Source organism: Mycobacterium sp. NGS59, from assembly GCF_059812345.1.
The window spans coordinates 258947-279663 of the sequence record NZ_JCALCN010000001.1 but is presented as its reverse complement, the minus strand read 5'-3'; the positions used below and the strand labels follow the sequence as shown (position 1 = coordinate 279663).

At 66.0% G+C, this 20717-nt stretch carries 18 protein-coding genes and 1 pseudogene; 8 read left to right on the top strand and 11 right to left on the bottom strand.

Annotated features, from left to right (window positions below; genetic code table 11):
- Positions 1-13 precede the first annotated feature (13 nt).
- The 4 genes from opcA to AC5Y46_RS01230 all read left to right on the top strand — a co-directional run bounded on the left by opcA (position 14) and on the right by AC5Y46_RS01230 (position 2854).
- Complete coding sequence (opcA, locus tag AC5Y46_RS01245; RefSeq protein ID WP_499944536.1) at positions 14-925, top strand: glucose-6-phosphate dehydrogenase assembly protein OpcA; 912 nt, start codon at positions 14-16, stop codon at positions 923-925.
- Complete coding sequence (gene pgl, locus AC5Y46_RS01240; protein WP_499944535.1) at positions 922-1668, top strand: 6-phosphogluconolactonase; 747 nt, start codon at positions 922-924, stop codon at positions 1666-1668. The genes opcA and pgl overlap by 4 nt, the downstream gene beginning before the upstream one ends.
- Before the next feature lie 25 nt (positions 1669-1693).
- Positions 1694-2092, top strand: coding sequence for a plant Invertase/pectin methylesterase inhibitor family protein (locus AC5Y46_RS01235; RefSeq protein WP_499944534.1), 399 nt, complete (start codon positions 1694-1696; stop codon positions 2090-2092).
- Positions 2093-2185: 93 nt separating this feature from the next.
- Complete coding sequence (locus tag AC5Y46_RS01230; protein WP_499944533.1) at positions 2186-2854, top strand: TetR/AcrR family transcriptional regulator; 669 nt, start codon at positions 2186-2188, stop codon at positions 2852-2854.
- Between the two features lie 40 nt (positions 2855-2894).
- On the opposite strand, the gene ppc is transcribed toward AC5Y46_RS01230, so the two are convergent.
- Positions 2895-5702, bottom strand: a complete 2808-nt coding sequence (gene ppc / locus AC5Y46_RS01225) for a phosphoenolpyruvate carboxylase (protein WP_499944532.1) — start codon at positions 5700-5702, stop codon at positions 2895-2897.
- A gap of 117 nt (positions 5703-5819) precedes the next feature.
- On the opposite strand from ppc, the gene AC5Y46_RS01220 reads away from it, so the two are divergent.
- Positions 5820-6908, top strand: coding sequence for a S1C family serine protease (locus AC5Y46_RS01220; protein WP_499944531.1), 1089 nt, complete (start codon positions 5820-5822; stop codon positions 6906-6908).
- A gap of 47 nt (positions 6909-6955) precedes the next feature.
- A complete protein-coding gene (gene secG, locus AC5Y46_RS01215) occupies positions 6956-7189 on the top strand; it encodes a preprotein translocase subunit SecG (RefSeq protein WP_499944530.1) in 234 nt (77 codons plus the stop codon).
- Between the two features lie 244 nt (positions 7190-7433).
- Here the strand turns inward: secG and AC5Y46_RS01210 are convergent, their stop codons facing one another.
- From AC5Y46_RS01210 to AC5Y46_RS01200, 3 genes and pseudogenes are all read right to left on the bottom strand, one after another.
- Complete coding sequence (locus AC5Y46_RS01210) at positions 7434-8291, bottom strand: putative bifunctional diguanylate cyclase/phosphodiesterase (protein WP_499944607.1); 858 nt, start codon at positions 8289-8291, stop codon at positions 7434-7436.
- Positions 8274-8741 (bottom strand): annotated as a pseudogene (locus AC5Y46_RS01205) (diguanylate cyclase domain-containing protein); the annotation flags it as partial. The pseudogene AC5Y46_RS01205 and the gene AC5Y46_RS01210, both read right to left, overlap by 18 nt.
- Positions 8669-9193: a PAS domain S-box protein gene (locus AC5Y46_RS01200; protein WP_499944606.1), complete on the bottom strand. Its 525-nt coding sequence runs from the start codon at positions 9191-9193 to the stop codon at positions 8669-8671. The gene AC5Y46_RS01200 and the pseudogene AC5Y46_RS01205, both read right to left, overlap by 73 nt.
- 282 nt (positions 9194-9475) lie before the next feature.
- On the opposite strand from AC5Y46_RS01200, the gene AC5Y46_RS01195 reads away from it, so the two are divergent.
- Positions 9476-10969, top strand: a complete 1494-nt coding sequence (locus tag AC5Y46_RS01195; RefSeq protein WP_499989795.1) for a hypothetical protein — start codon at positions 9476-9478, stop codon at positions 10967-10969.
- 31 nt (positions 10970-11000) lie between these two features.
- On the opposite strand, the gene tpiA is transcribed toward AC5Y46_RS01195, so the two are convergent.
- From tpiA to gap, 3 genes are read right to left on the bottom strand one after another with little or no spacing between them, the layout of a single operon-like run.
- Positions 11001-11786: a triose-phosphate isomerase gene (gene tpiA, locus AC5Y46_RS01190; RefSeq protein ID WP_499944528.1), complete on the bottom strand. Its 786-nt coding sequence runs from the start codon at positions 11784-11786 to the stop codon at positions 11001-11003.
- Between the two features lie 15 nt (positions 11787-11801).
- Positions 11802-13034 carry a phosphoglycerate kinase gene (locus AC5Y46_RS01185; protein ID WP_499944527.1) on the bottom strand — a complete coding sequence of 411 codons (1233 nt, stop codon included), beginning with the start codon at positions 13032-13034 and terminating at the stop codon, positions 11802-11804.
- A gap of 2 nt (positions 13035-13036) precedes the next feature.
- The gene (gene gap / locus AC5Y46_RS01180) at positions 13037-14056 is read right to left on the bottom strand and encodes a type I glyceraldehyde-3-phosphate dehydrogenase (RefSeq protein WP_499944526.1); all 1020 of its coding nucleotides are present in this window, start codon (positions 14054-14056) and stop codon (positions 13037-13039) included.
- 387 nt (positions 14057-14443) lie between these two features.
- Between gap and AC5Y46_RS01175 the strand changes: the two genes are divergently transcribed.
- Entirely contained in the window at positions 14444-15178 is a 735-nt protein-coding gene (locus AC5Y46_RS01175) for a beta-xylosidase (protein ID WP_499944525.1), read from the top strand.
- Between the two features lie 247 nt (positions 15179-15425).
- Here the strand turns inward: AC5Y46_RS01175 and AC5Y46_RS01170 are convergent, their stop codons facing one another.
- From AC5Y46_RS01170 to AC5Y46_RS01155, 4 genes are all read right to left on the bottom strand, one after another.
- Positions 15426-16847: a phytoene desaturase family protein gene (locus tag AC5Y46_RS01170; RefSeq protein ID WP_499944524.1), complete on the bottom strand. Its 1422-nt coding sequence runs from the start codon at positions 16845-16847 to the stop codon at positions 15426-15428.
- Positions 16844-18592 (bottom strand): DUF3556 domain-containing protein, encoded by a 1749-nt coding sequence (locus AC5Y46_RS01165; protein ID WP_499944523.1) that lies wholly within the window; start codon positions 18590-18592, stop codon positions 16844-16846. The genes AC5Y46_RS01170 and AC5Y46_RS01165 overlap by 4 nt, the downstream gene beginning before the upstream one ends.
- Before the next feature lie 112 nt (positions 18593-18704).
- A complete protein-coding gene (locus AC5Y46_RS01160) occupies positions 18705-19124 on the bottom strand; it encodes a hypothetical protein (RefSeq protein WP_499944522.1) in 420 nt (139 codons plus the stop codon).
- A gap of 90 nt (positions 19125-19214) precedes the next feature.
- The gene (locus tag AC5Y46_RS01155) at positions 19215-20492 is read right to left on the bottom strand and encodes a PucR family transcriptional regulator (RefSeq protein ID WP_499944521.1); all 1278 of its coding nucleotides are present in this window, start codon (positions 20490-20492) and stop codon (positions 19215-19217) included.
- Positions 20493-20717 lie beyond the last annotated feature (225 nt).

Genomic DNA, 20717 nt, shown 5'->3' with positions numbered 1-20717 from the left:
GGAAGCGGCGCAGATGATCGTCGACGTACCGGAAACCACCACGACCGCGATCAACAAGAAGCTGGACCAGCTTCGCGAAGAGGCCGGCATCGTCACGATGGGCCGGGTTCTGACACTGATCATCGCGCCCGACAGCGACGCCGTACTGGAAGAGTCCATCCAGGCCGCCAACGACGCCAGCCACGAACACCCGAGCCGGATCATCGTGGCCATGCGCGGAGACCCGTACGCGGACAAGCCACGACTGGACGCCGAGATCCGGGTGGGTCGCGACGCGGGTGCCGGTGAGGTGTTGATCCTGCGTCTGTCCGGTGCGTTGTCCGGTCACGCCGACAGCGTCGTCGTCCCCTTCCTGTTGCCCGACATCCCGGTGGTGGCCTGGTGGCCCGACATCGCCCCGGCAGTGCCGGCTCGAGACCCGTTGGGCAAGTTGGCGATTCGTCGCATCACCGACGCCACCAACGGTGCCGACCCGTTGTCGGCGATCAGGAGCCGGCTGGCCGGATACACCGCCGGGGACACCGATCTGGCGTGGAGCCGCATCACCTACTGGCGAGCGCTGCTGACCTCGGCCGTCGATCTGCCGCCGCACGAACCGATCGAATCGGCGCTGATCTCCGGGTTACGTACCGAACCCGCGCTCGATGTGCTGGCCGGCTGGCTCGCCAGCCGCATCGACGGTCCGGTGCGCCGTGAGGTCGGCGACCTCAAGGTGGAACTGGTGCGTGACAGCGAGACGATCTCGCTCAGCCGCCCGCAGGACGGAACGACCGCAACCCTGAGCCGCACCGCCAAGCCCGACGCACTGGTCCCGTTGCCGCGCAGGGTGACCGGCGAATGTCTGGCCGAAGACCTGCGTCGACTCGACGCCGACGAGATCTATCTGTCGGCACTGGAGGGCATCAAGAAAGTGCAGTACGCATGAGCACCGAAATCCAGACGTTTGCCGACGGCGACAAGCTCGTCGAAGCCGCCGGCGAGCGGCTGATCAAAGTCGTGCAGGACTCGGTAGCGGCGCGCGGTCAGGCCCTGATCGTGCTGACCGGCGGCGGCAACGGGATCGGGCTGCTGCGCTATCTGGCGACCCGGGACGGACAGATCGACTGGTCGAAGGTGCACGTCTTCTGGGGCGACGAGCGCTACGTCGCCGAGGACGACGACGAACGCAACGAGAAACAGGCCCGCGAGGCGCTCCTCGACCACGTCGGGATCCCGGCCAGCCAGGTGCACCCGATGGCCGCCGGCGACGGCGAATTCGGCTCCGACATCGACGCCGCCGCCCTGGCCTACGAGCAGATCCTGGCCGCCAACGCCACCGACGGCGAACCGGCACCCACCTTCGACGTCCACCTGCTGGGAATGGGACCCGAGGGCCACGTCAACTCGCTGTTCCCGGACACTCCGGCGGTGCGCGAGGCCAACCGCATGGTGGTCGCGGTCGAAGACTGCCCCAAGCCGCCGCCGCTGCGAATCACGTTGACGTTGCCCGCAATTCAGCGTTCCCGCGAGGTCTGGCTGATGGTGTCGGGGGAAGGCAAAGCCGACGCGGTGGCGACGGCGATCGGAGGTGCCGAACCGGTGTCGCTGCCGGCCGCCGGGGCCGTCGGTCGCGAGGCCACGCTGTGGCTACTCGACGAGGGCGCCGCGAGCAAACTCTCCCGAGGGTAGGAAGCTGACTGGCCAGCTGGTAATAATGACCAACATGGCAGACAGAAGCGGTGGCCGCCCGCCCGCTAGGCAAAGGGTGAAGACGCTCACCCAAGCGGCGTTGAATGCCGACAAGACTGTAGAGCAGGTGGAGGATGTCCTCGACGGGCTCAGCAGTTCCCTCGAGCAACTCAACACGTCGCTGGAGGCGCTCAACACCACCGTGGAGCGGATGGAAGACGCCCTCAACCATCTGGACCGCACCCTGTCCAGCCTCGACGATCTGGCGAAACGCCTGCTGGGAGTGCTGCAGCCGGTAGAAGCCATTCTCGAGCGGATGGACAACATCGTCAGCTGGGGCGAGACGATGATGACGCCGATCAACGCGACCGAGCACGTGATGCGCGGGGTGCTGGACCGGCTGCGGAATCGAACCGTCCACTAGAACGTGATGATTCTGCGCTGAGTCAACGACTCAAGTCGCAGGCGACAGCACCCTTTATGATCCGGATATGTCTGCAGAAGCGGCTGGGTAGCGATGCGTAGCCACGGGTGGTCAGGCGATACCCCGGCATCTGACGAAGAAGCGATCAGCCGAATCCTCGACGCAGCCGAACAATTGCTCGTCGAACGCGGTCCTTCGCTGCGCATCGCCGATGTGGCGCGAAAACTCGGCGTGACGCGCCAGACCGTGTATCGCTATTTCCCCAATGCCGAACAGCTCATCCTGACCACGTCCATGCGCTCCGGCGACGGATTCCTGGAGCGACTCGCCGCGCGCGTGCGCGGATTGACCGAACCGGTCGACGCGATCGTCGAAGGCATGGCATTCGCCGTGGAGACGCTGGCCGACGACCAGCGGATCAACTTCATCCTGACGAACCGGCCGGGCGGCAAGGTCACCACCTCACTGGCCTCCGACACCGCGTTGACGTTCAGTCGCTCCATGCTGCATAGGTTCGACGTCGATTGGGAGGCACACGGTTTCGACGAAGCGGCGCTGGACGAACTTTCCGAGTTCAGCATCCGCGTGTTGTATTCGTTTCTCACCGAACGTGATTCGCGCGGTCCGGCTGAATTGCGCCGCTTCCTGGCCCGCTGGGTCGGGCCGGCGATCGCCTATCCGCGCCTGGCCGCGGCCGTCGAACCGATCAACACCAAAATGGAAGCTACTGCGCGCCGGGCGCGCCGCCGCACCGCGTCGTGAGCACCTTGTTCAGTCTGACGCGCCGGCTTGAGCCGCCGTTTCAGCCGCTGTTCCGTAGCGCGCTGGCCAAACCGTTCATCGTCAGCAGGATTCCGCGCTGCACGAACTCGTTGTCCTCACCGGAGCGGTAGCGCCGGAGCAATTCCACCTGAAGGTGATTGAGCGGCTCGAGATACGGAAACCGGTTGAACACCGAACGCGCCAGCGCGGCGTTGTCGGCCAACAGGTCGTCCTGGCCGGTGATGCGCTTGTACATCGCGATGGTCCGGCGATGCTCGTCGACGATTTTGTCGAACACCCTGCGCCGCAACGCTTCGTCGTCCACCAACTCCGAATACCGAGCGGCCAGCCCGAGATCGCTCTTGGCCAGCACCTGCGCCATGTTGGACAGCACACTGCTGAAGAACGGCCACCGCTCATACAGTTCGTGCAGCACCGCAAGCCGGTCCTCTTCACTTTCCGGCCCGGCGCCGATCCACTGCTCGAAGGCCGTGCCGGTGCCGTACCAGCCGGGCAGCATCACCCGCGACTGACTCCAGGCCAGTACCCACGGGATGGCGCGGAGGTCGGCGATGGACTCGGTGGGTTTGCGCGAGCTGGGCCGGCTCCCGATGTTCAGCGAACCGATCTCCCCGACCGGCGTGGACGCCTTGAAGTATTCGACGAAACCCTCTGTGTCGTGCACCAATTCGGCGTAGGCCCGCTTCGCCAGGTCGGCTATCTCGTCCATCACCGCGTAGGCGGGCTCGGCGCGGTCACCGAGGCCCTCGACGTCGAGCAGCGTCGACTCCAGGGTCGCGGCCACCAAGCTCTCCAGGTTGCGCCGGGCGGTACGGGGTTCGGCGTATTTTGCCGCGATAACCTCGCCCTGCTCGGTGAGCCGAAGCGACCCGTTCACCGCCCCCGGCGGCTGCGCCAGGATGGCCTGGTAGCTCGGGCCGCCACCGCGGCCCACCGTGCCGCCGCGACCGTGGAAGAGCCGCAACCGGATTCCGTTGTCGCGGGCGGTTTCGACCAACGCCAGCTCGGCACGGTAGACGGCCCAGTTGGCGGCCATGTATCCGCCGTCCTTGTTGGAGTCGGAGTAGCCCAGCATCACCTCCTGCTCGTCGCCGCGGGCCGCCACCATGGCCCGGTAGAGCGGGAGTTCCAGCATCGACTGCAGCACCGACGCGCCGTTGTGCAGGTCGTCGATCGTCTCGAACAGCGGGGAGATACCCACCGGGCAGTACGGTTCGTCACCCGAAGCGTCCAGCAGGCCAACTTCTTTGAGCAGGATCGCCGGCTCCAGCATGTCCGACACCGACCGGCACATGGAGATGACGTAATTGGGAACCGATGCGGGGCCGTAGGTTTGGACGGCGTGCCTGGCGGCGCCGACGATCTCCAGTTCGCTGCGCGCGAGATCGGACAGTTGCGTCCGGTCCCCCACCAAAGGACGCCGGGTGCCCAGTTCGGTCACCAGCAATTCCACCCGCTCTTCTTCCGGGAGCGAGGCGTAGTCGGGGTGCACTCCGGCCCAGGCCAGCAGTTCGGCCACCACCTCCTCGTGCACGTCTGAGTTCTGCCGCAGGTCCAATCCGCTGAGGTGAAATCCGAACACGTGCACGGCTTCTCGCAACAGCGCCAGCCGGTCGTCGGCCAGCACCGCACTGCCGTGGCTGCGCAGCGAAGCATCGACGGTGTCCAGATCGGCACGCAACTCGGCAGGCGCGTCGTAGGCCGGCAGGCCCAGGTCGAGCAGGTGCGGTGGCTCCCGGTCCAAGATCTGGACGGCGGTGGTGCTCAACCGGGAGCGGATCACCCGCAATGCACGCCGGTACGGCTCGTCGTCGCGGGCCTTGTCCTCGCACCCGCCGGCGAGTTCGGCGAGTTCGGGTGTCACCGTGAGCAATCGCGAGGACATCGACAGTTCCTGCTCGAGGTGGTCGAGCTCGGCCAGGTAATGAGCCAGTGCGGTGTAAGCGGCGCTGCCGGTGGCAAGCCGCACCACCTCGCCGGTGACGTTGGGGTTGCCGTCGCGGTCACCGCCGATCCAGGAGCCCGGCCGCAGGATCGGCCCGGACAACAGCTCGGCGTCCGGCCAGCGGGCCCGCAGCGCCGCCCTGACCTCGGCGTTCACCTTCGGGATGACCTCGAAGAACGAGGCCGGGTAGTACCGCAAACCCACGGCGATCTCGTCGCTGATCTGCAACCGGGACAACCGGATGATGGCGGTCTGCCACAGCGTGAGGATCTCGCGGCGCAATTCGAGTTCGATGCTGCGCCCGCTGTCGGTCTCGGTGTGCCCTTCCGCGTGTAGCCGCATCAGCTCGGTGATCCGGTGTTGGGTGACGAAGACGGTGCGCCGGCGGGTCTCGGTGGGATGGGCGGTGATCACCGGAGCCACCAGCGCCCCCCGCAGCGCATCGGCCACCGTCTGCGAATCGAGTTGAGCCTCTTCGAGTTTCAGATAGGTCGCGGCCAGGCTGCTGTCCTGCGGCGGCTCCCCGGCGGCGACGTGGACGCTACGGCGACGTTCGCGGTGGATGTCTTCGGCCACGTTGGCCAACAACGCGAAGTGGGTGAACGCGCGGATCACGGGCAGGGCCTGGTGAATGTCGATGCCGTCGAACATTTGCGACACCTCGGCGCGGTCGATTTCCGAGCGTCGCACCCGGAAGGATTCCACGCGGGCCCGCTCCACGAGGTCGAAGATCTCTTCGCCGTTCTGCTCGCGCACGGTGTCACCGAGGATGGCGCCCAACAGCCTGATGTCGGCGCGCATCGGCTCGGTCGCCTCCCGACCCAACGCGGTCCGATGGACGTCGCCGATCGGCTCTAAAGCGGTGTCTGAGACCTCGACCATGCGTCCAAGTATCGGTGCCGGCTGTCGACTCGGCCATTTGGCGCCGAGTTTAGCCAGCTCGGGCCTGGGTAAAGGACGCCAACCGTCGCTTTGACCCAGTAACCAAAGGAACCAGACATGCTTTCGACCAATGGGCGTCACCCAGCAGGGGCGCTGCGCGCGCGGATCAGCCGCTACCTGCTGATGCTCGTCCTGGTTCTCACCACCGCCGGACTCACTACCGCCACACCCGAGGCTTCCGCCGACGTGTCGTCGGGCGGGCGACCGCACGACGGCATCAAGACGGCACCGAGCCTCGTCGTCGACACCACCCGCGTCGAGCCGGGCGTCGTGCGGATCGATACCAACATCCCGTTCGAACGGGCGACCGGCACCGGCACCGGGATCGTGCTGAGCCCGGACGGCGTCGTGCTGACCAACAACCACGTCATCCGGGGCGCCACGGACATCACGGTGACCAACGTGGGCAACGGGCAGGCCTACGCGGCCGACGTGCTCGGGTACGACCGCAAGAGTGACATCGCCGTCCTGCAACTACGCGGTGCGGCCGGCCTGCCCGTCGCTCCCACCACGGATTCCTCGAGCGTGCGAGTCGGCGACCCGGTGACCGCGGTCGGATTCCCCGAGGGCGGCGGATTGACCCCGGCGGGCGGGGCTGTCCGGGCGCTCGGCCAGAGCATCGTCGCCAACGATCGAACCACCGGCAGCAGCGAGCAACTCAGCGACCTCATCGAGTTCGGCGCCAACGTCCGGCCCGGCAATTCCGGCGGCCCCCTGGTCGACCGGAACGGCCAGGTCGTCGGAATCGTCACCGCCGCCTCGGAGACCTACCAGATGGTCAGCACCGGCGGCTTTGCCATCCCGCTCAATCGCGCGCTGGGGATCGCCGACGCCGTCCGCTCCGGCACCCCTGCCGGGTCGATCCATGTCGGCCCGACGGCCATCCTCGGTGTGGCGGTCAGCAACAGCCGCGGCGGGGGCGTCCCCGTCGAAGGCGTCCTGCGCGGCTCACCCGCCGAGGCGGCGGGCCTGGACGGCGGCGACGTCATCACGGCGATCGACGGCACGCAGGTGCCCGACGCAACCGTCCTCACCGACGTGCTGGACCGGCGTCGTCCCGACGAAACCGTGATGGTCACCTACCTGGACGGCGGGCAGGTCAGTCGCACCGTGCCGGTGACGCTGGTGGTTGGTCCGCCCAACTGAGCCTGGCGGTCGCGGCCCGTCCGGCCACGTTCGGTAGGCTGCCCGTTATGGAGTTGGCCCTGCAGATCACCCTGGTGGTCACCAGCGTGCTGGTCGTGTTGCTGGTGCTGCTGCACCGCGCCAAGGGCGGCGGCCTGTCGACACTGTTCGGTGGCGGAGTGCAGTCCAGTCTGTCCGGGTCGACCGTCGTCGAGAAGAACCTGGACCGGTTGACGCTGTTCATCACCGGAATCTGGCTGGTGTCGATCATCGGCATGGCACTGCTGATCAAATACAAGTGAGCTAGCGGCAGCCTCTCGCCGAGTGTGTTGCCGCTGCGAAAATCAGGCCCCCATTGTCAAGTGGTCAAGACAACATGGCGTGGTGGTGAGCGCCGAGCGTGTCGCTGTTGCGAAATTTCGGCCTGGATTTGGCAGCGGTTACACGTTCGGCGAAGGGGGCCACAGGCAGGTTCGCCGAGTGTGTTGCCGCTGCGAAAATCAGGGCCGGGTATTCGCAGTAGCGGCACGTTCGCGGCGCGGCCGCTCAGCGTCCGAACAATTCGTCGGCGGGCATCGGCCTGGCGAAGTGCCAGCCTTGCGCGGCGTCGCAGCCGAAGGCCCGCAACCGGGCGGCCTGACTGGCGGTCTCGACTTGCTCTGCGGTGACGCTGAGGCCCAGCGTGTGAGCCAGGTCGATCATCGCCCGGGTGATCTGCTCGTCGGCCAGCCTGCCGTGGATGTTGCCACCGATGTTCTTGATGAACTCACCGGCCAGCTTGACCACGTCCACGGGCAGGTTGCGCAGGTAGGCCAGGCTGGAGAAGCCGGTGCCGAAGTCGTCGATGGCGATCGCCACGCCCATCGCCGACAGCTGCTGCAACCGCGTCACCGACGTCTCGTCTTTGCCGAGGATCGCATTCTCGGTCAGTTCCAGCTGCAACGCGTGTGACGGCAGCCCGCTGTCCTGCACGGCATTCTTGACGACCGAGATGAAGCCGGCAGCGCAGATGCTGCGGACGGAGACGTTGACACTGACGAACGGCAACGGGTCGGCGGTGACGCCCGCATGCCAGGCACGCAGGTCGCGGCAGGCTTGTTCGACGACGAACGTGGTGAGCGGCACGATCATCCCGTTCCGCTCGGCCAGATTGATGAATCGCTCGGGAAGCAGCGTGCCCAACGTGGGGTGCGCCCACCGCAGCAGGGCCTCGGCGCCGATGATGGAGTTGTCGGACAGCCGCACGATCGGCTGGTACAGGAGGAAGAACTCACCGCGGTCCAGCGCCTTGTAGATCGGGGTGTTGTCGTGGTCGCGGTCATACAGCGCCCATCGGTTGCGGCCGGCTTGCTTGGCCCGCGCCAGCGTGATGTCGGCTCCCTTCATCAGGTCGACCTGGGACATCTCGGAGACTTCCTGCTCCATGACGCCCACGCTGGCGGAGATGTTGATCAGGTGCCCGTCGATGTCGAAGGGCGACTCCAGGACCCGCAGCACCGAGTCGGCCAGCTCGGTGACCTCGTTGGTGCCACTGGGTTCTGGTACGAAGAACACGAATTCGTCGCCGCCCAGCCGCGCGACCATCTGTTCAGATCGCTGCAGGCACAACGAAAGTCGGTCGGCGACCTTGACCAGGACCTTGTCGCCGATGTCGTGGCCCAGGGTGTCGTTGACATCCTTGAAACAGTCCAGGTCGATATAGCAGATCCCGACCCGCGAATGCGGATTGTCGAACGCCGCACCGAGACGCTCGAAGAACTGCACCCGGTTCGGCAGGCCGGTCAGCGGATCGAAGAGAGCCTGGTGGCGCAGTTGCTGTTCGAGCTGGTGACGATCGGTGACGTCCTCGAACATCGCCACGGTGTGGATGGGGACGCCGTTGGCGTCCCGGACCAGCGAGACGTTGACGCTGTTCCATATGGTGTGTCGTCGCGATGCAGGTGCGGTTTCTCCAGGCTGACCCGGTCGACGTCACCGCGCATCAACGCCGCGTACTGCTGCCAGGTCTCCGAGGTGTCGTCCGGGTGGTTGAGGTCGGTGATGTGCAGTTTGACGAATTCTTCGACCTCGTAACCGAACATGCGGGCAAATGCGGTGTTGACCACCAGGATCTTGCCGGCCATGTCGGAGAGGCCGACCCCGATTCCGGTCTGCGCGAACACGGCGCGCAGCAGCTCGGCATCGCGGCCACTCGCGCGTCCGGTGAGCATCGACTCGAGCGCGCAGTTTTCGTCAGGCGTCGGCTGGCTGGTTTCGGCGGGCACATCGCCCGCGGAATCTTCGCGCCTGTCGTCGTGGTCGATCATTACCACCGACTCCACCTCCTCCCCCGGGTTGCTACCGAGAAAGCCAGATCAACGCTGCCCGCTGCACAGCTACTTTCTCATGCAACACATAGAAATGGGCGGATTGGGGTAAACAGAATCGACGAGTTCCCGCCACGTTCGCGGGTGACTCCTGTCCGACGTTCGGCTCGCGTTGCGCAGACGTACAATTGCCGCACCTTTTGCGAAAGGTCCGTGGCGCGTAGCGGTTCAACAATCGGTGGATGAAGTCAGCGAAGGAATGACCTCGCAATGAAACATGTGATGCGTCTGCGGGATGCAGGGCAACAAGCTGTCAGAGGACACGCGTTCTTCGACTGGCTGACCAGCGATCGGGTCCCAGCCCAGGACCGGTTGTCCATCGGTCCAGCGGGCGCACTGTTCATCATGCAGTTCCGGGACATGAACCGGTGGGTGCTGCGGTTCCCCGAGCCGCACACCGAATACGAATGGGTGATCAATCTCGGCACCCTGGAAGACGAGAAGCATTCCAAGATGTTTCTCGAGGATTGGCGCAAGCTCGAATTGGACGCACGCTTGGGCTGGCGCACCAGCGACACGCTGTGGTGGTTGTTTCTGTCTCCGGATCAGGAACCGTTCCGCCGCAGTGGAATCGAGTTCATCAGGCTGGTCGTCGACGACGGTGACGATGCGTTGATCCGGTTCGGGCACTCCGAGGCCGGAGAAGCGACGGGTCACGTCATGCTCAGCAATACGGCCCGGGTCGCGGCCACGCTGTCGAGCAAAACCGGACTGGAATACCGCTATTTCGGCCCGTACCACCTGGATTTGGAGTCGGGGCACGTCGGGAATACCGAAGGCATCTTCGAAACGGTCTCGCTGGACCCTGCACGCCGCGAGCGTGCGGCCGAGGCCTGCCAGCGCATGTTCGGCATCTTCGACGACATCTTCGACGGATTCCTGCATTACGCGAACGCCTACCTCGACAACGGCACCGTCCCGCGTCGTCCGGAACTGCCCGCACTGGCCCGCGACGACTGGACAGCACCCGCGCTGGTCGTCGCCCCCCGTGACGACCGCGACGCCGAGCTGGTGTCCTACATCGAAGAGCACAAGAACAAATTGCGCGCGCACCCGTTCTACGACTGGCTGCGCAGCGACCAACACGGTCCCGCGGACAAACTTCGTCAATTCATCCCGATGTGGGTGATGGACATCCTCGGCTACCGCGACTTGACCAAATACGCGATGACGTTCGACGAACCGTCGTCCGCCGCGCAGCATGAGGTCAACGCGTGGGCTTCGCGACTTTCCGAGCACAGCCAGCTCTTCTTGTCGGACTGGGATGCGCTCGGACTCGACGACCTACTCGACCACACCGCCAGTGACGCGCTGGAGTGGCTGTTCTTCGATCCGGACATGGACGTGCACCGGCAGAACATGATCGAGTTCGCCAAAATCGCTCTGCAACAAGAAGATCCGGTACTGCGTTGGTGGATGCTGGTGGCGCTGGAATCGACCGGCGAAGAATTCTTCGCCCAGACGCGCCCGCTGGCGTTGGCGGCGGAAAGCGAGACCGGCGGCCGGTTGGACTATCTGGCCGGCCGGCATGACCCGCCGACCGGATCGGACGGGGACAGTGTCGTCATCAGCGCGCCCGGGCCGCTCACCAGCGAGCAGTTGCAGCTCGCGAAATCCATTGCGGACCACGTGTTCGACTCGATGCAGCGCCAATTGTGGCGATCGCACGCCATAGTCCGGGCCGGGAAATACGGCAGGCTGACCGCGCACCGGTAGGGCGGGTCCCGCTGCCGTCAGGGCAGCGGGGTCAGGGCAGCGGGCCCCCGGCCGCGATCGCCGCCAGCGTGGCGAACTGCTCGCCGTCCAGCGACGCCCCACCCACCAGGCCGCCGTCGATGTCCTGTTGCGCGACAAGGTCACCCACGTTCTTGGCGTTCACCGAACCGCCGTAGAGCACCCGCACCACCTCGGCGATCTCCGGTGAAGCGATCTTTCCCAGCTCCTCGCGGATCGCCGCACACACCTCTTGGGCGTCGGCCGAGCTGGCCACCCGCCCGGTGCCGATCGCCCAGACCGGCTCGTAGGCGATCACGACCTTCTCGATCTGCTCGTTCGACAACCCGGCCAACGAGCCGCGGAGCTGTTCGACGTTGTGCGACACGTGATTTCCGGCCTCGCGGACCTCGAGGTGCTCGCCGATGCAGACGATCGGGGTCAGTTCGTGCTTGAGCGCGGCGGCGGCCTTGGCGGCCACCAACGCGTCGTCTTCGTCGTGATAGGTGCGCCGCTCGGAGTGTCCGACGACGACGAACGTGCAGCCCAGCTTGGCCAGGAAGGCCCCGCTGATCTCCCCGGTGTAGGCACCGGAGTCGTGTTGCGACAAGTCCTGCGCCCCGTAGGTGAGGCGTAGTTTGTCGCCGTCGACCAGGGTCTGCACACTGCGCAGATCGGTGAACGGTGGGATCACGGTGACGTCGACCTTGTCGAAGTACTTGTCCGGCAACGCGAATGCGATCTTCTGGACCAGCGCGATCGCCTCGAAGTGATTGAGGTTCATCTTCCAGTTGCCGGCGATCAGCGGCTTGCGACTCACTACTGTTTGCCCTTCTTAGTCTTGCTCGGGCTGGGCCTGACCCAGCACCTCGATGCCCGGAAGTGTCTTGCCCTCGAGATATTCCAGCGACGCGCCCCCGCCGGTGGAGATGTGCGAGAAGTCGTCCTCGGCAATGCCCAGCGCGCGGACCGCCGCTGCGGAGTCGCCGCCGCCGACGACGCTGAACGCGCCTTTGCCGGTCGCCGCGACGATCGCTTCGGCAACTCCGCGCGTGCCTTCCGCGTAGGCCGGGAACTCGAACACCCCCATCGGGCCGTTCCAGAAGACGGTCTGCGCGTTGGACAGTAGCGTGGTGAACCTCTTCACCGAACCGGGTCCGATGTCCAGGCCGATCAGGTCGTCGGGAATTTCGTTGGCGGCCACGGTCTGCGGCGGCGAATCGGCGTCGAACTTCTCGGTGGCCACGATGTCCACCGGCAGTCGCAGCACGTCGTGGTAGGTCTCCAACAACTTGCTGCAGGTGTCGACCATCTCCTCTTCGAGCAGCGATTTGCCGACCGAATAACCTTGTGCGGCAAGGAATGTGAAGCACATCCCGCCGCCGATGACGATGCTGTCGGCTTTGGTCGCCAGCGACTCGATGACACCGAGCTTGTCGGACACCTTCGAGCCGCCCAACACCACGGCGTAGGGCCGCTCAGTGGAACTGGTCAGCTGCTCGAGCACCTTGATCTCGTCGGCGACGAGTTTGCCCGCGTAGTGCGGCAGCAGGGTGGCGACGTCGTACACCGAGGCTTGCTTGCGGTGCACCACACCGAACCCGTCGGAGACGAAAGCCCCTCCGGGACTGACCAATTCGGCGAGTTGTTTAGCCAGCGCCAGGCGTTCGTCGTCGTCCTTGCTGGTCTCACGTTTGTCGAAGCGGATGTTCTCCAGCAGCAGGATGTCGCCGTCGGTCAGACCCTCGGCCCGGGCCAGCGCGTCGGTACCGACGACATCCCCGGCCAGCTGGACGTGCCGACCGAGTTGTTCGCCCAGCGCCTTGGCGACCGGCGCCAGCGAGTATTTGGGGTCCGGCCCGTCCTTGGGCCGGCCGAGGTGCGCGGTGACCACCAGTTTGGCGCCGGCGTCGAGCAACGCCTGCAGCGTGGGCACCGAAGCGGTGATGCGGCCGGGGTCGGTGATGTTGCCGTCATCGTCGAGAGGCACGTTCAGATCGGAGCGCACCAGCACACCGCGACCTGAAACACCTTCGGCGAGAAGGTCTTCGAGGGTCGGGATGCTCACGGCTAGAGCGACTTGCCGACGAGCTCGACCAGGTCGACGAGGCGGTTGGAGTAGCCCCACTCGTTGTCGTACCAGGACACGACCTTGGCTTGGTTGTCGATGACCTTGGTCAGGCCGGAGTCGAAGATCGAGCTGTGCGGGTCGGTGACGATGTCGGAGGACACGATCGGGGCGTCGTAGTACTTCAGGATGCCCTTGAGCGGTCCGTCGGCCGCGGCCTTGAACGCGGCGTTGATCTCGTCGGCGCTGGCCGACTTCGACAGCTCCGCGGTCAGGTCGGTGACCGATCCGGTCGGGATCGGCACCCGCAGTGCATACCCGTCCAGCTTGCCCTTCAACTCCGGCAGCACCAGGCCGATGGCCTTAGCCGCTCCGGTGGAGGTGGGCACGATGTTGAGCGCGGCGGCCCGGGCGCGGCGCAGGTCCTTGTGCGGGCCGTCCTGCAGGTTCTGGTCCTGGGTGTAGGCGTGGATGGTGGTCATCAGGCCCTTGACGATGCCGAATTCGTCGTTGAGCACCTTGGCCACCGGTCCCAGGCAGTTGGTGGTGCACGAGGCGTTGGAGATGATGTTCTGGCTGCCGTCGTATTTGTCGTCGTTGACGCCCAGAACGATGGTGATGTCCTCATCGGTGGCCGGCGCGGAGATGATCACCTTCTTGGCCCCGGCGTCCAGGTGACCCTTGGCCTTGGCGGCGTTGGTGAAAATACCGGTGGACTCGACGACGACGTCGACACCCAGGTCACCCCACGGCAGCGCGGACGGACCCTCCTTGACGGCCAGGGCCTTGATCTTGTGGTCGCCGACGACGATGGTGTCGTCGCCGTCGAGGCTGACGTCGGCAGGCAGGCGGCCCAGGATCGAGTCGAACTTCAGCAGATGCGCCAGCGTGGCGTTGTCGGTGAGGTCGTTGACGGCCACCACCTCGACGTCGGCTTTGCCCTGCTCCTGCTGGGTCAAAAGGGCGCGGTAGAAGTTGCGTCCGATTCGACCAAACCCATTGATGCCTACTCGGACCGTCACGGTGTCTCTCCTCGTCTTCTTTCGTGTCCGCTGATAAGCGCTCGTGGCCAGCCTAGATCAGTGCAACCGGGGTCGCTGGGGCCGGTAAGACTGCCGGCTCACCTACCCGGCGCGCGACTGGCGCCGTTTCGGCGGCATTCATCTCCAATCCTGGCGATGCTGTCGGTGGGAGGCGGCGCGGATTTGACGGCGTCCGCGCCATTCTCTTTGCAGACTGTCCCGGGGCTGAATCCGAGCGAACGTCACCATTTGGAAACGGCGCGGCGCGGTGTGTCATGTGTTGAACAACGGCGGCTGACAATTGGGCCGGTCGTTCGGAGACTTCGGCTATGCGGTTCTGCGGGACCACGAGGAAATATGTGAGCACGGATAAAGGAGTTGGCGTTGATGACGATCTTTGATCGATTCAACATCAAAGTTATTGCTGTCGGCGCCGGGTTGTGCGGGGCCGCCCTCTCGCTGAGCCCGGCCGCGGCCGCGGTCCCGCTGAAAACAGGCGGCTACGGATGCATCCAGGGCATGGCGGGCACAGCCGACGGCGCGGCGCTTGCCGGTGCCGGCGGGGCCGCGGCGTGCTGTGCATACGGCGGTGCGGGAGCAGCGGGTGGGCCCGCAGCCGCAGGCGGCCCGGCCGCGGGTGGCGCGGTTCCCGGTGGTGCACCAGCACCGGCCGGCGGCCCGGCACCGGGTGGCGGCCCGGCACCGGCCGGCGCCACGCCCACCGGTGTGTGCGGTCCTGCCAGTGCTCCCATCACCGGCATGGCCGGTGTTCCGGTGGTCGTGCCTGGTCCCGGCGGTGCGGTGGTGCCCATAGGTGGCCCCATCCCGGTGGGCGCACCCGTCCCGGTCGGCGCACCCGTGCCGGTCGGCGCACCCGTGCCCGTGGGCGCCCCGGTTCCGGTGGGCGCACCCGTCCCGGTGGGCGCCCCGGTTCCGGTGGGCGCACCTGTCGCCCCGGTTATCCCGGCGGGTACCCCGTTGATCGCCCTGGGTCCGGAGGGTGGAGCGGCAACCGCGCCGATCACCGACATGTCCAGGACCGGCAAGGGCGACCCGAGCCGTCCGGCGCCGACTGGTGGACCGGTGCCCGGTCAGCCTTTATCGCCCGGACCTAACGGCTGACATAAATCCGCCGTTTTTGCACCAGGCGCAGAAATTGCCGTCGCGGCATATTCGCGCGCCGAAGCGTGCGCTGAAGAAATGCGCATCCGGAAATGCAGCGCAATACCGCGATTGATCACATTACCGTCGCAATTGCGCGTCAATTCGGCGGGCTTACAATAGCGATGCTGGTTGGCCGAACCGTTCGAAAAGCGCGCACCCCGTGTTTTTCGACCGAAGATTAGTTACAATTCGGCCACCGCGAACGTCAGTGTCGCTGCCGCAACCACCGCAGCGCCGATTCGGCGGCGTGATAGCCGCACAATCCGTGTATGCCGGCGCCCGGTGGGCCGGATTGTGAACACAGGTAGATGCCCGGGACACCGATCGCATACGGGTCGAGGGCGATCCGCGGCCGGAAGATGATCTGCAGCCGGTCGTTGGCGCCGCCGATGATGTCGCCGCCGATGAAACTGGGGTTGTGCGCCTGCAGCTCGGCGGTGCCGGTGCTGACGGTGGCGACGATGCGCTCCCGGAATCCGGGCGCGAATCGTTCGATCTGGTCGACGATCGCCGCGGTGGCGTCTCCGGTGTAGCCGAACGGCACGTGGGCGTAGGCGTAGATCGGGTTGATGTTGCCCGCCGATCGGGACGGGTCGGCCAGGTACTGCTGGCCGAGCAGGACGAACGGTCGCGGCACCATGGTGCCCTGCGCGCGTTGCAGTTCGGTGTCGGCGATCTCGTCGAAGCTGCCACCCAGATGGACCGTGCCGGCCCGCCCGCAGTCGGGGTTCGTCCAGGGGATGTCGCCTTCGATCGCGAAGTCGACTTTGAACGCCGACGACCCTTCCCGATACCGCCGATACGACCGCTTGATCCGAGTGGGCATCGCATCGCCGTAGAGCTGCAGCACCTGCGCGGGGCTCAGGTCGAGCATTACGACGTCGGCGTTGGGGATGTCGCGGCGGCTGGTCACCGTCACGCCGGTGGTCACCCGACCGCCGTGCGCCTGCAGCGCCGCCCCCAGCGCGCGGGTGATCGAACCGGACCCGCCTTCGGCGACCGGCCAGCCGTACCGGTGGCCGCTGGCCAGGATCATCAGCCCCAGCGAAGCGGTCAGCGGGCGGTTCAACCGGGTGTAGGCGTGCGCGGCCGCGCCGCCGTAGAGGGCGCGCGCCTGCTCGGTGCGAAACCAGCCGGCCACCGCCGTCGCGGGCAGCACCGCCCGCGGACCGAACAGCGCCAGGCGCAGCGGATGGCGCGGCACGTGCAGCACCGGGCGCAGCAGGTCCTCGGCCAGGCTGTCGAAACCTTTCGCCAGACCGCCGATCGCGGCCCGCCACCGTCTGCGGTCGGGTCCAAGTCCCTTGGCGGTCTTGGTGATCGACTGGTACAACACACCGGCCGTGCCGTCGTCGAGCGGATGGGCGCAGTCGGCCTCCGGCCATTTCCACGTCAAGCCGTAACTCTGCAGGTCGATCTCTTGCCAGAACGGTGAACCGACGCCGAGCGGGTGAAACGCCGAGCAGTGATCGTGGATGACCCCAGGCACCGTCAACTCACCAGAGCGCGCTCCCCCGCCGATGGTGTCGTCGGCCTCGAGCACCTGCACGTCCACGCCCTGACGGGCCAGCTGTATCGCGGCGGCCAGCCCATTGGGCCCGGCGCCGACGACGACCGCGGAAGTCATGCGGGAGAGGATGTTTGGGTGGTGACGTGGACGGGGAACTCGTCGCCGGGCTCCGGCCACGGCTGGCGGGTGAGCATGTCCGCGACGTTGACGTAACCCGCCTCGATCAGACCGGTCTTGGCGTCGAAGATCCGATACCACTGCTTCTGATGCTGGATCGGTTGACCTTCGAGGACGACGACGCGGACCTCGCCCTCCTCGAAGTTGCACCGACGCTGGACCGCCTCGAGCAGTTGCTCGTTGTGCAGGTGGCCCTCGCCGAAGTTCCAGCCGACCAGCGGGCCGGCCACGATCTCACCTTCGCGGATCTTGTAGTCGGCCTCGTTGTCGATCGCGCGGGGCAGCAGCCCGTTGAGCGCCCGACCGTGGGTGTGCATGGCACGGAACGCGGCGGTTTTGTCCGCCATGATCTCAGCGGTCGCCGGGTCGTAGAGCCTGGCCAACTGATTCACCACCAGCGCAGAGCTTTTCACGACTTCGGCGTCGATCTTTTCCTCCGCGCCGGGGCCGAAACACCACACACTGGTGGCCCAGTTCCCGGCGTAGTAGCGCATGCCGGGCAGGAAGGAAATCTTGGCCGGGAACAGATTTCCCGCCACCGCGACCGCGGCCGCGGTCAGCACCAGCGCCAGCAGCAGCGGCGAGTGGAGGTCGGTGGCCCGGACCGAGCCGTAGTGACCGAACAGGTAGAACAGCGAGAAGATGAAGAACACGTTCCATTCCAACGGAACTCCCATCGGGAGGTTGGACAGGATGTTGAGGTGAAAGATCACCATGAACCCGATCAGGAACCAGCGCCAGGGCTGATCACCGGCGACGAAAACCAGAATCGTCGGGACCACGAATTCCGCGGTGGTGCCGCCGACATGGGCCATCAGTTTCGGTATCACGGTGGGCCGCAGGTCGTTGACAGGGTCGAGGTAGAGCCGATGCTTGAGCGGGGTGAACAGTTTGCTGCGCAGCAGGGCGTTGTTGCTCGTCATCACCGACACGACGTAGGGAAAGTGGTGATTGAGCTTCGAGGTCGCCGCTCCCCACCACAGCAACAGCATGATGAGCTTGTACGCCGCGATCTGGTCGGTGAACGGAAAGAAGAACACGAACAACTTCAGCCAGTAGTGCTCGCCGCGCGCGGCCAGGAAAATGGTCTTGTCGCGCAGCCCTAACAGTGCCAGCGCGACGATGATCGGAATCACCAGGACGGGGTTGAGCAGACCCACATCACCGTCGTTGCCGATCGGCCCGTCTCCGGGTGCCAGCATCGCCCACACCCCGCTGGCCAGTACGACAACGTAGAGCACGATGTCGGCGATGGAACGGGAGTCACCGCGGGTGAACGGGACCTTGTCGCCCCACGGTGGGAGACGAATTGTGTTGGGACGCAACCAATACAGGAATCCACCGATGGGTGGCATGAAGCGACCGGTGAGTGGCCCGGACCCGCAACCGAAACCCAGCACCTCGAAGAGCAGGGTGAACACGATGAACTTCTGGTAGACGATGGGCTGCGTCCACCACTGGGCGATGTTGCCCAGGCCGCCCAGGCCGGGAGTCAGGGAGATGACGGCGGCGGGCACGGCGACGTACAGGATGATCTTCAGCAGGTAGATCAGGTACACGGCATACGGTGTGCCGAAGCCGTTCTCGGCCCAGTGCCGGGTCACCACCTGCAGGCGTTCGGCCCGCGGCAGGCTTGGCCAGGTGTCGCGATCGACGTCTGGAAGGTCTGGTGACATGAATCCCATGACGGCTCCAATTCCGAGGTAGCACGCAGTGGGTCCAAATGTATCGGGCCGGGCAATGCCTACTCGGACCGGCGGCGGCCCGATCGGCGGAACTACCGGCCGGCCGGGCAGATCACGGAGCTTCGGAGTGTGGGCCGGGGAAGCGTCGCTGCAGATTCACGATCATCGCTTCGACCGCCCGCCGCTCCTGCTGCTCGAGCCGCAGCAGGTCGCGGAATCCGATGACGTTCTCGATGTCGCCGGCGGCCTGTGAATAGGTGATCGCGGCGCGGCATTTCTCGATCCGGTAGTCGATGCGTCGCAGGTTCAGCCTGAACAGGGCGAGAAAATACTCGCCTTGACGCCGATCCCCCACGAGCGGCTCGGCGGCATATCGGGGGGCGGCCGGCCCGGGCGGTTGCGGCGGCGGTGACGGCACGAAATTCTCTGCATGGTAATTGTTTTCGTCACCGACCCGGCGTTGATGGACGCCCACGTTCCGCGAGAACAGCGCACCGGGCTGGTGCGCGCGCAGGAGAGCCGAGACGTCCACGAAGGAACGATAACGTCCATTATCGTGCCGATACCATGTGTCGCGACGCCGAAGCTCACCACCTCTTTTGTGCGCGCAGCACGAACGTGCTCACGACGTGGACCCGCGCAACACCGTCGGACCCATCCACCGGCAGACCTCGAGCGCCATCTGCACCCTGAACACGGCAACGGGGTCGTCGAAGTCCTGTCCGCAGCGCTTCATCGCCTGGCTGACCCGATACTGGATTGTGTTGCGGTGCAGGGTCATTGCCTCAGCGGTGGCCACATAGCTGCGGTTGCGGACCAGGAATTCGCGCAGCGTCTCGCGCAACCAGCGGTTGCGTTCGTCGTCGGTGTCGAGGGCGCCCAGCGCGTCGGCGACAAACCGTTGCAGCTCTTCTGGGTCGCTGGCCATCAACGCGATCGGCGCGACGTCGCCGTAGCAGACGACCCGTTGGCGGGGATGGTCACCACGGGCAAGCGCCACCGTCTTGGCACGTTCGGCTTGCCGCAACGAGGTCCGAAAGCCGTCCAGTCCGTGCTCGACCCGCCCGCACGCGAGGTTCGCATCGATGCGGGCCGACTCGAACGCCGCACGCAGCCGCACCGGGTCGGCCGGGACGGTTTCCCCGGTGGGCAGCGGCGAAAACCACAGGCGGGCCTCGCGCTCGTCGGTCGGCACCATCAGGTAGCGTCCCGCGGCACCCATTTCACCCGCCATCATCGACCCGGCCTTGTCGAACATCGCCGCCACGTCGTGGGCGGTCACGGTGGCGTCCGCCCACAGCACCGCCGCAAGGTGCGCGCCGTGCAACGGGTACCCCAAGACCATCTCGGCGCGCTGGACGTCGATCGGGGTGCCGGACAGCACGTCGGTCACCCACTGCTGCTGCAGTCCGCTACGGCGGCTCACCCAGCGGTCGTGTTCCTGCTCGTAGGCCACGATCAGCTGGTCACCGACCACATCCACGAAGCGCGAGCAGCGGTTGACCAGCTCGATCACCGCCGGCATCCGCTGGGCGGGTTCCATCAGGGCAGCGAACTGCATCGCCTGCTGTAGGAACTGTGCGTGCCCGATGCGGTGCGCTCGAACCAGAGCCGACAGCGGGGCATCGCGTTGTGCCGCGGCCCGCGCGTAGGCCAGAGCGGCCGCCGGAGCTTCCAGGAACGGTTCGGGCGGATCTCGCTCCAGGTAGTGGATGCCCGCAACCATGTTCTCGGTCAGGCTCCCCCGCCACAACGCCAGCATTCGGCTGTCGTAGTCCAGGCCGGGGATCTCTTTTTTCATCGTGGCGAACAACTCGGTGACGAACTCGTCGCGAATCATCTCCATCTGCCGCGCGATCACCGACAGCTGACCGTGGGATTCGGTGTCCGGATCAGCCATCTCTGGGCCCCTTCCGCAGAACCGTCACCACCACTGTGCCCGCACCGGGCGCACGACGGGAAGGTTTTCGCCGCTCGCAGCTCCGCCCGCTGCGGTGACCAGCGCGCCGCGCTCGTCGGGATGCCGGTGACGTGGCTGCCGGTGCCTCGGGGCGCTCGCTACGATCTAGGAACTCGTCGGCAAAGGAGCCTCAGTGAGCGAAGACGACATCGGCAAATTCGACCC

Coding starts and splice junctions, on each gene's coding strand:
- opcA (WP_499944536.1), top strand. CDS start 14: ATGATCGTCGACGTACCGGAAACCACCACGACCGCGATCAACAAGAAG.
- pgl (WP_499944535.1), top strand. CDS start 922: ATGAGCACCGAAATCCAGACGTTTGCCGACGGCGACAAGCTCGTCGAA.
- AC5Y46_RS01235 (WP_499944534.1), top strand. CDS start 1,694: ATGACCAACATGGCAGACAGAAGCGGTGGCCGCCCGCCCGCTAGGCAA.
- AC5Y46_RS01230 (WP_499944533.1), top strand. CDS start 2,186: ATGCGTAGCCACGGGTGGTCAGGCGATACCCCGGCATCTGACGAAGAA.
- ppc (WP_499944532.1), bottom strand. CDS start 5,702: ATGGTCGAGGTCTCAGACACCGCTTTAGAGCCGATCGGCGACGTCCAT.
- AC5Y46_RS01220 (WP_499944531.1), top strand. CDS start 5,820: ATGCTTTCGACCAATGGGCGTCACCCAGCAGGGGCGCTGCGCGCGCGG.
- secG (WP_499944530.1), top strand. CDS start 6,956: ATGGAGTTGGCCCTGCAGATCACCCTGGTGGTCACCAGCGTGCTGGTC.
- AC5Y46_RS01210 (WP_499944607.1), bottom strand. CDS start 8,291: ATGTCCCAGGTCGACCTGATGAAGGGAGCCGACATCACGCTGGCGCGG.
- AC5Y46_RS01200 (WP_499944606.1), bottom strand. CDS start 9,193: ATGATCGACCACGACGACAGGCGCGAAGATTCCGCGGGCGATGTGCCC.
- AC5Y46_RS01195 (WP_499989795.1), top strand. CDS start 9,476: ATGCGTCTGCGGGATGCAGGGCAACAAGCTGTCAGAGGACACGCGTTC.
- AC5Y46_RS01175 (WP_499944525.1), top strand. CDS start 14,444: ATGACGATCTTTGATCGATTCAACATCAAAGTTATTGCTGTCGGCGCC.
- AC5Y46_RS01170 (WP_499944524.1), bottom strand. CDS start 16,847: ATGACTTCCGCGGTCGTCGTCGGCGCCGGGCCCAATGGGCTGGCCGCC.
- AC5Y46_RS01165 (WP_499944523.1), bottom strand. CDS start 18,592: ATGGGATTCATGTCACCAGACCTTCCAGACGTCGATCGCGACACCTGG.
- AC5Y46_RS01155 (WP_499944521.1), bottom strand. CDS start 20,492: ATGGCTGATCCGGACACCGAATCCCACGGTCAGCTGTCGGTGATCGCG.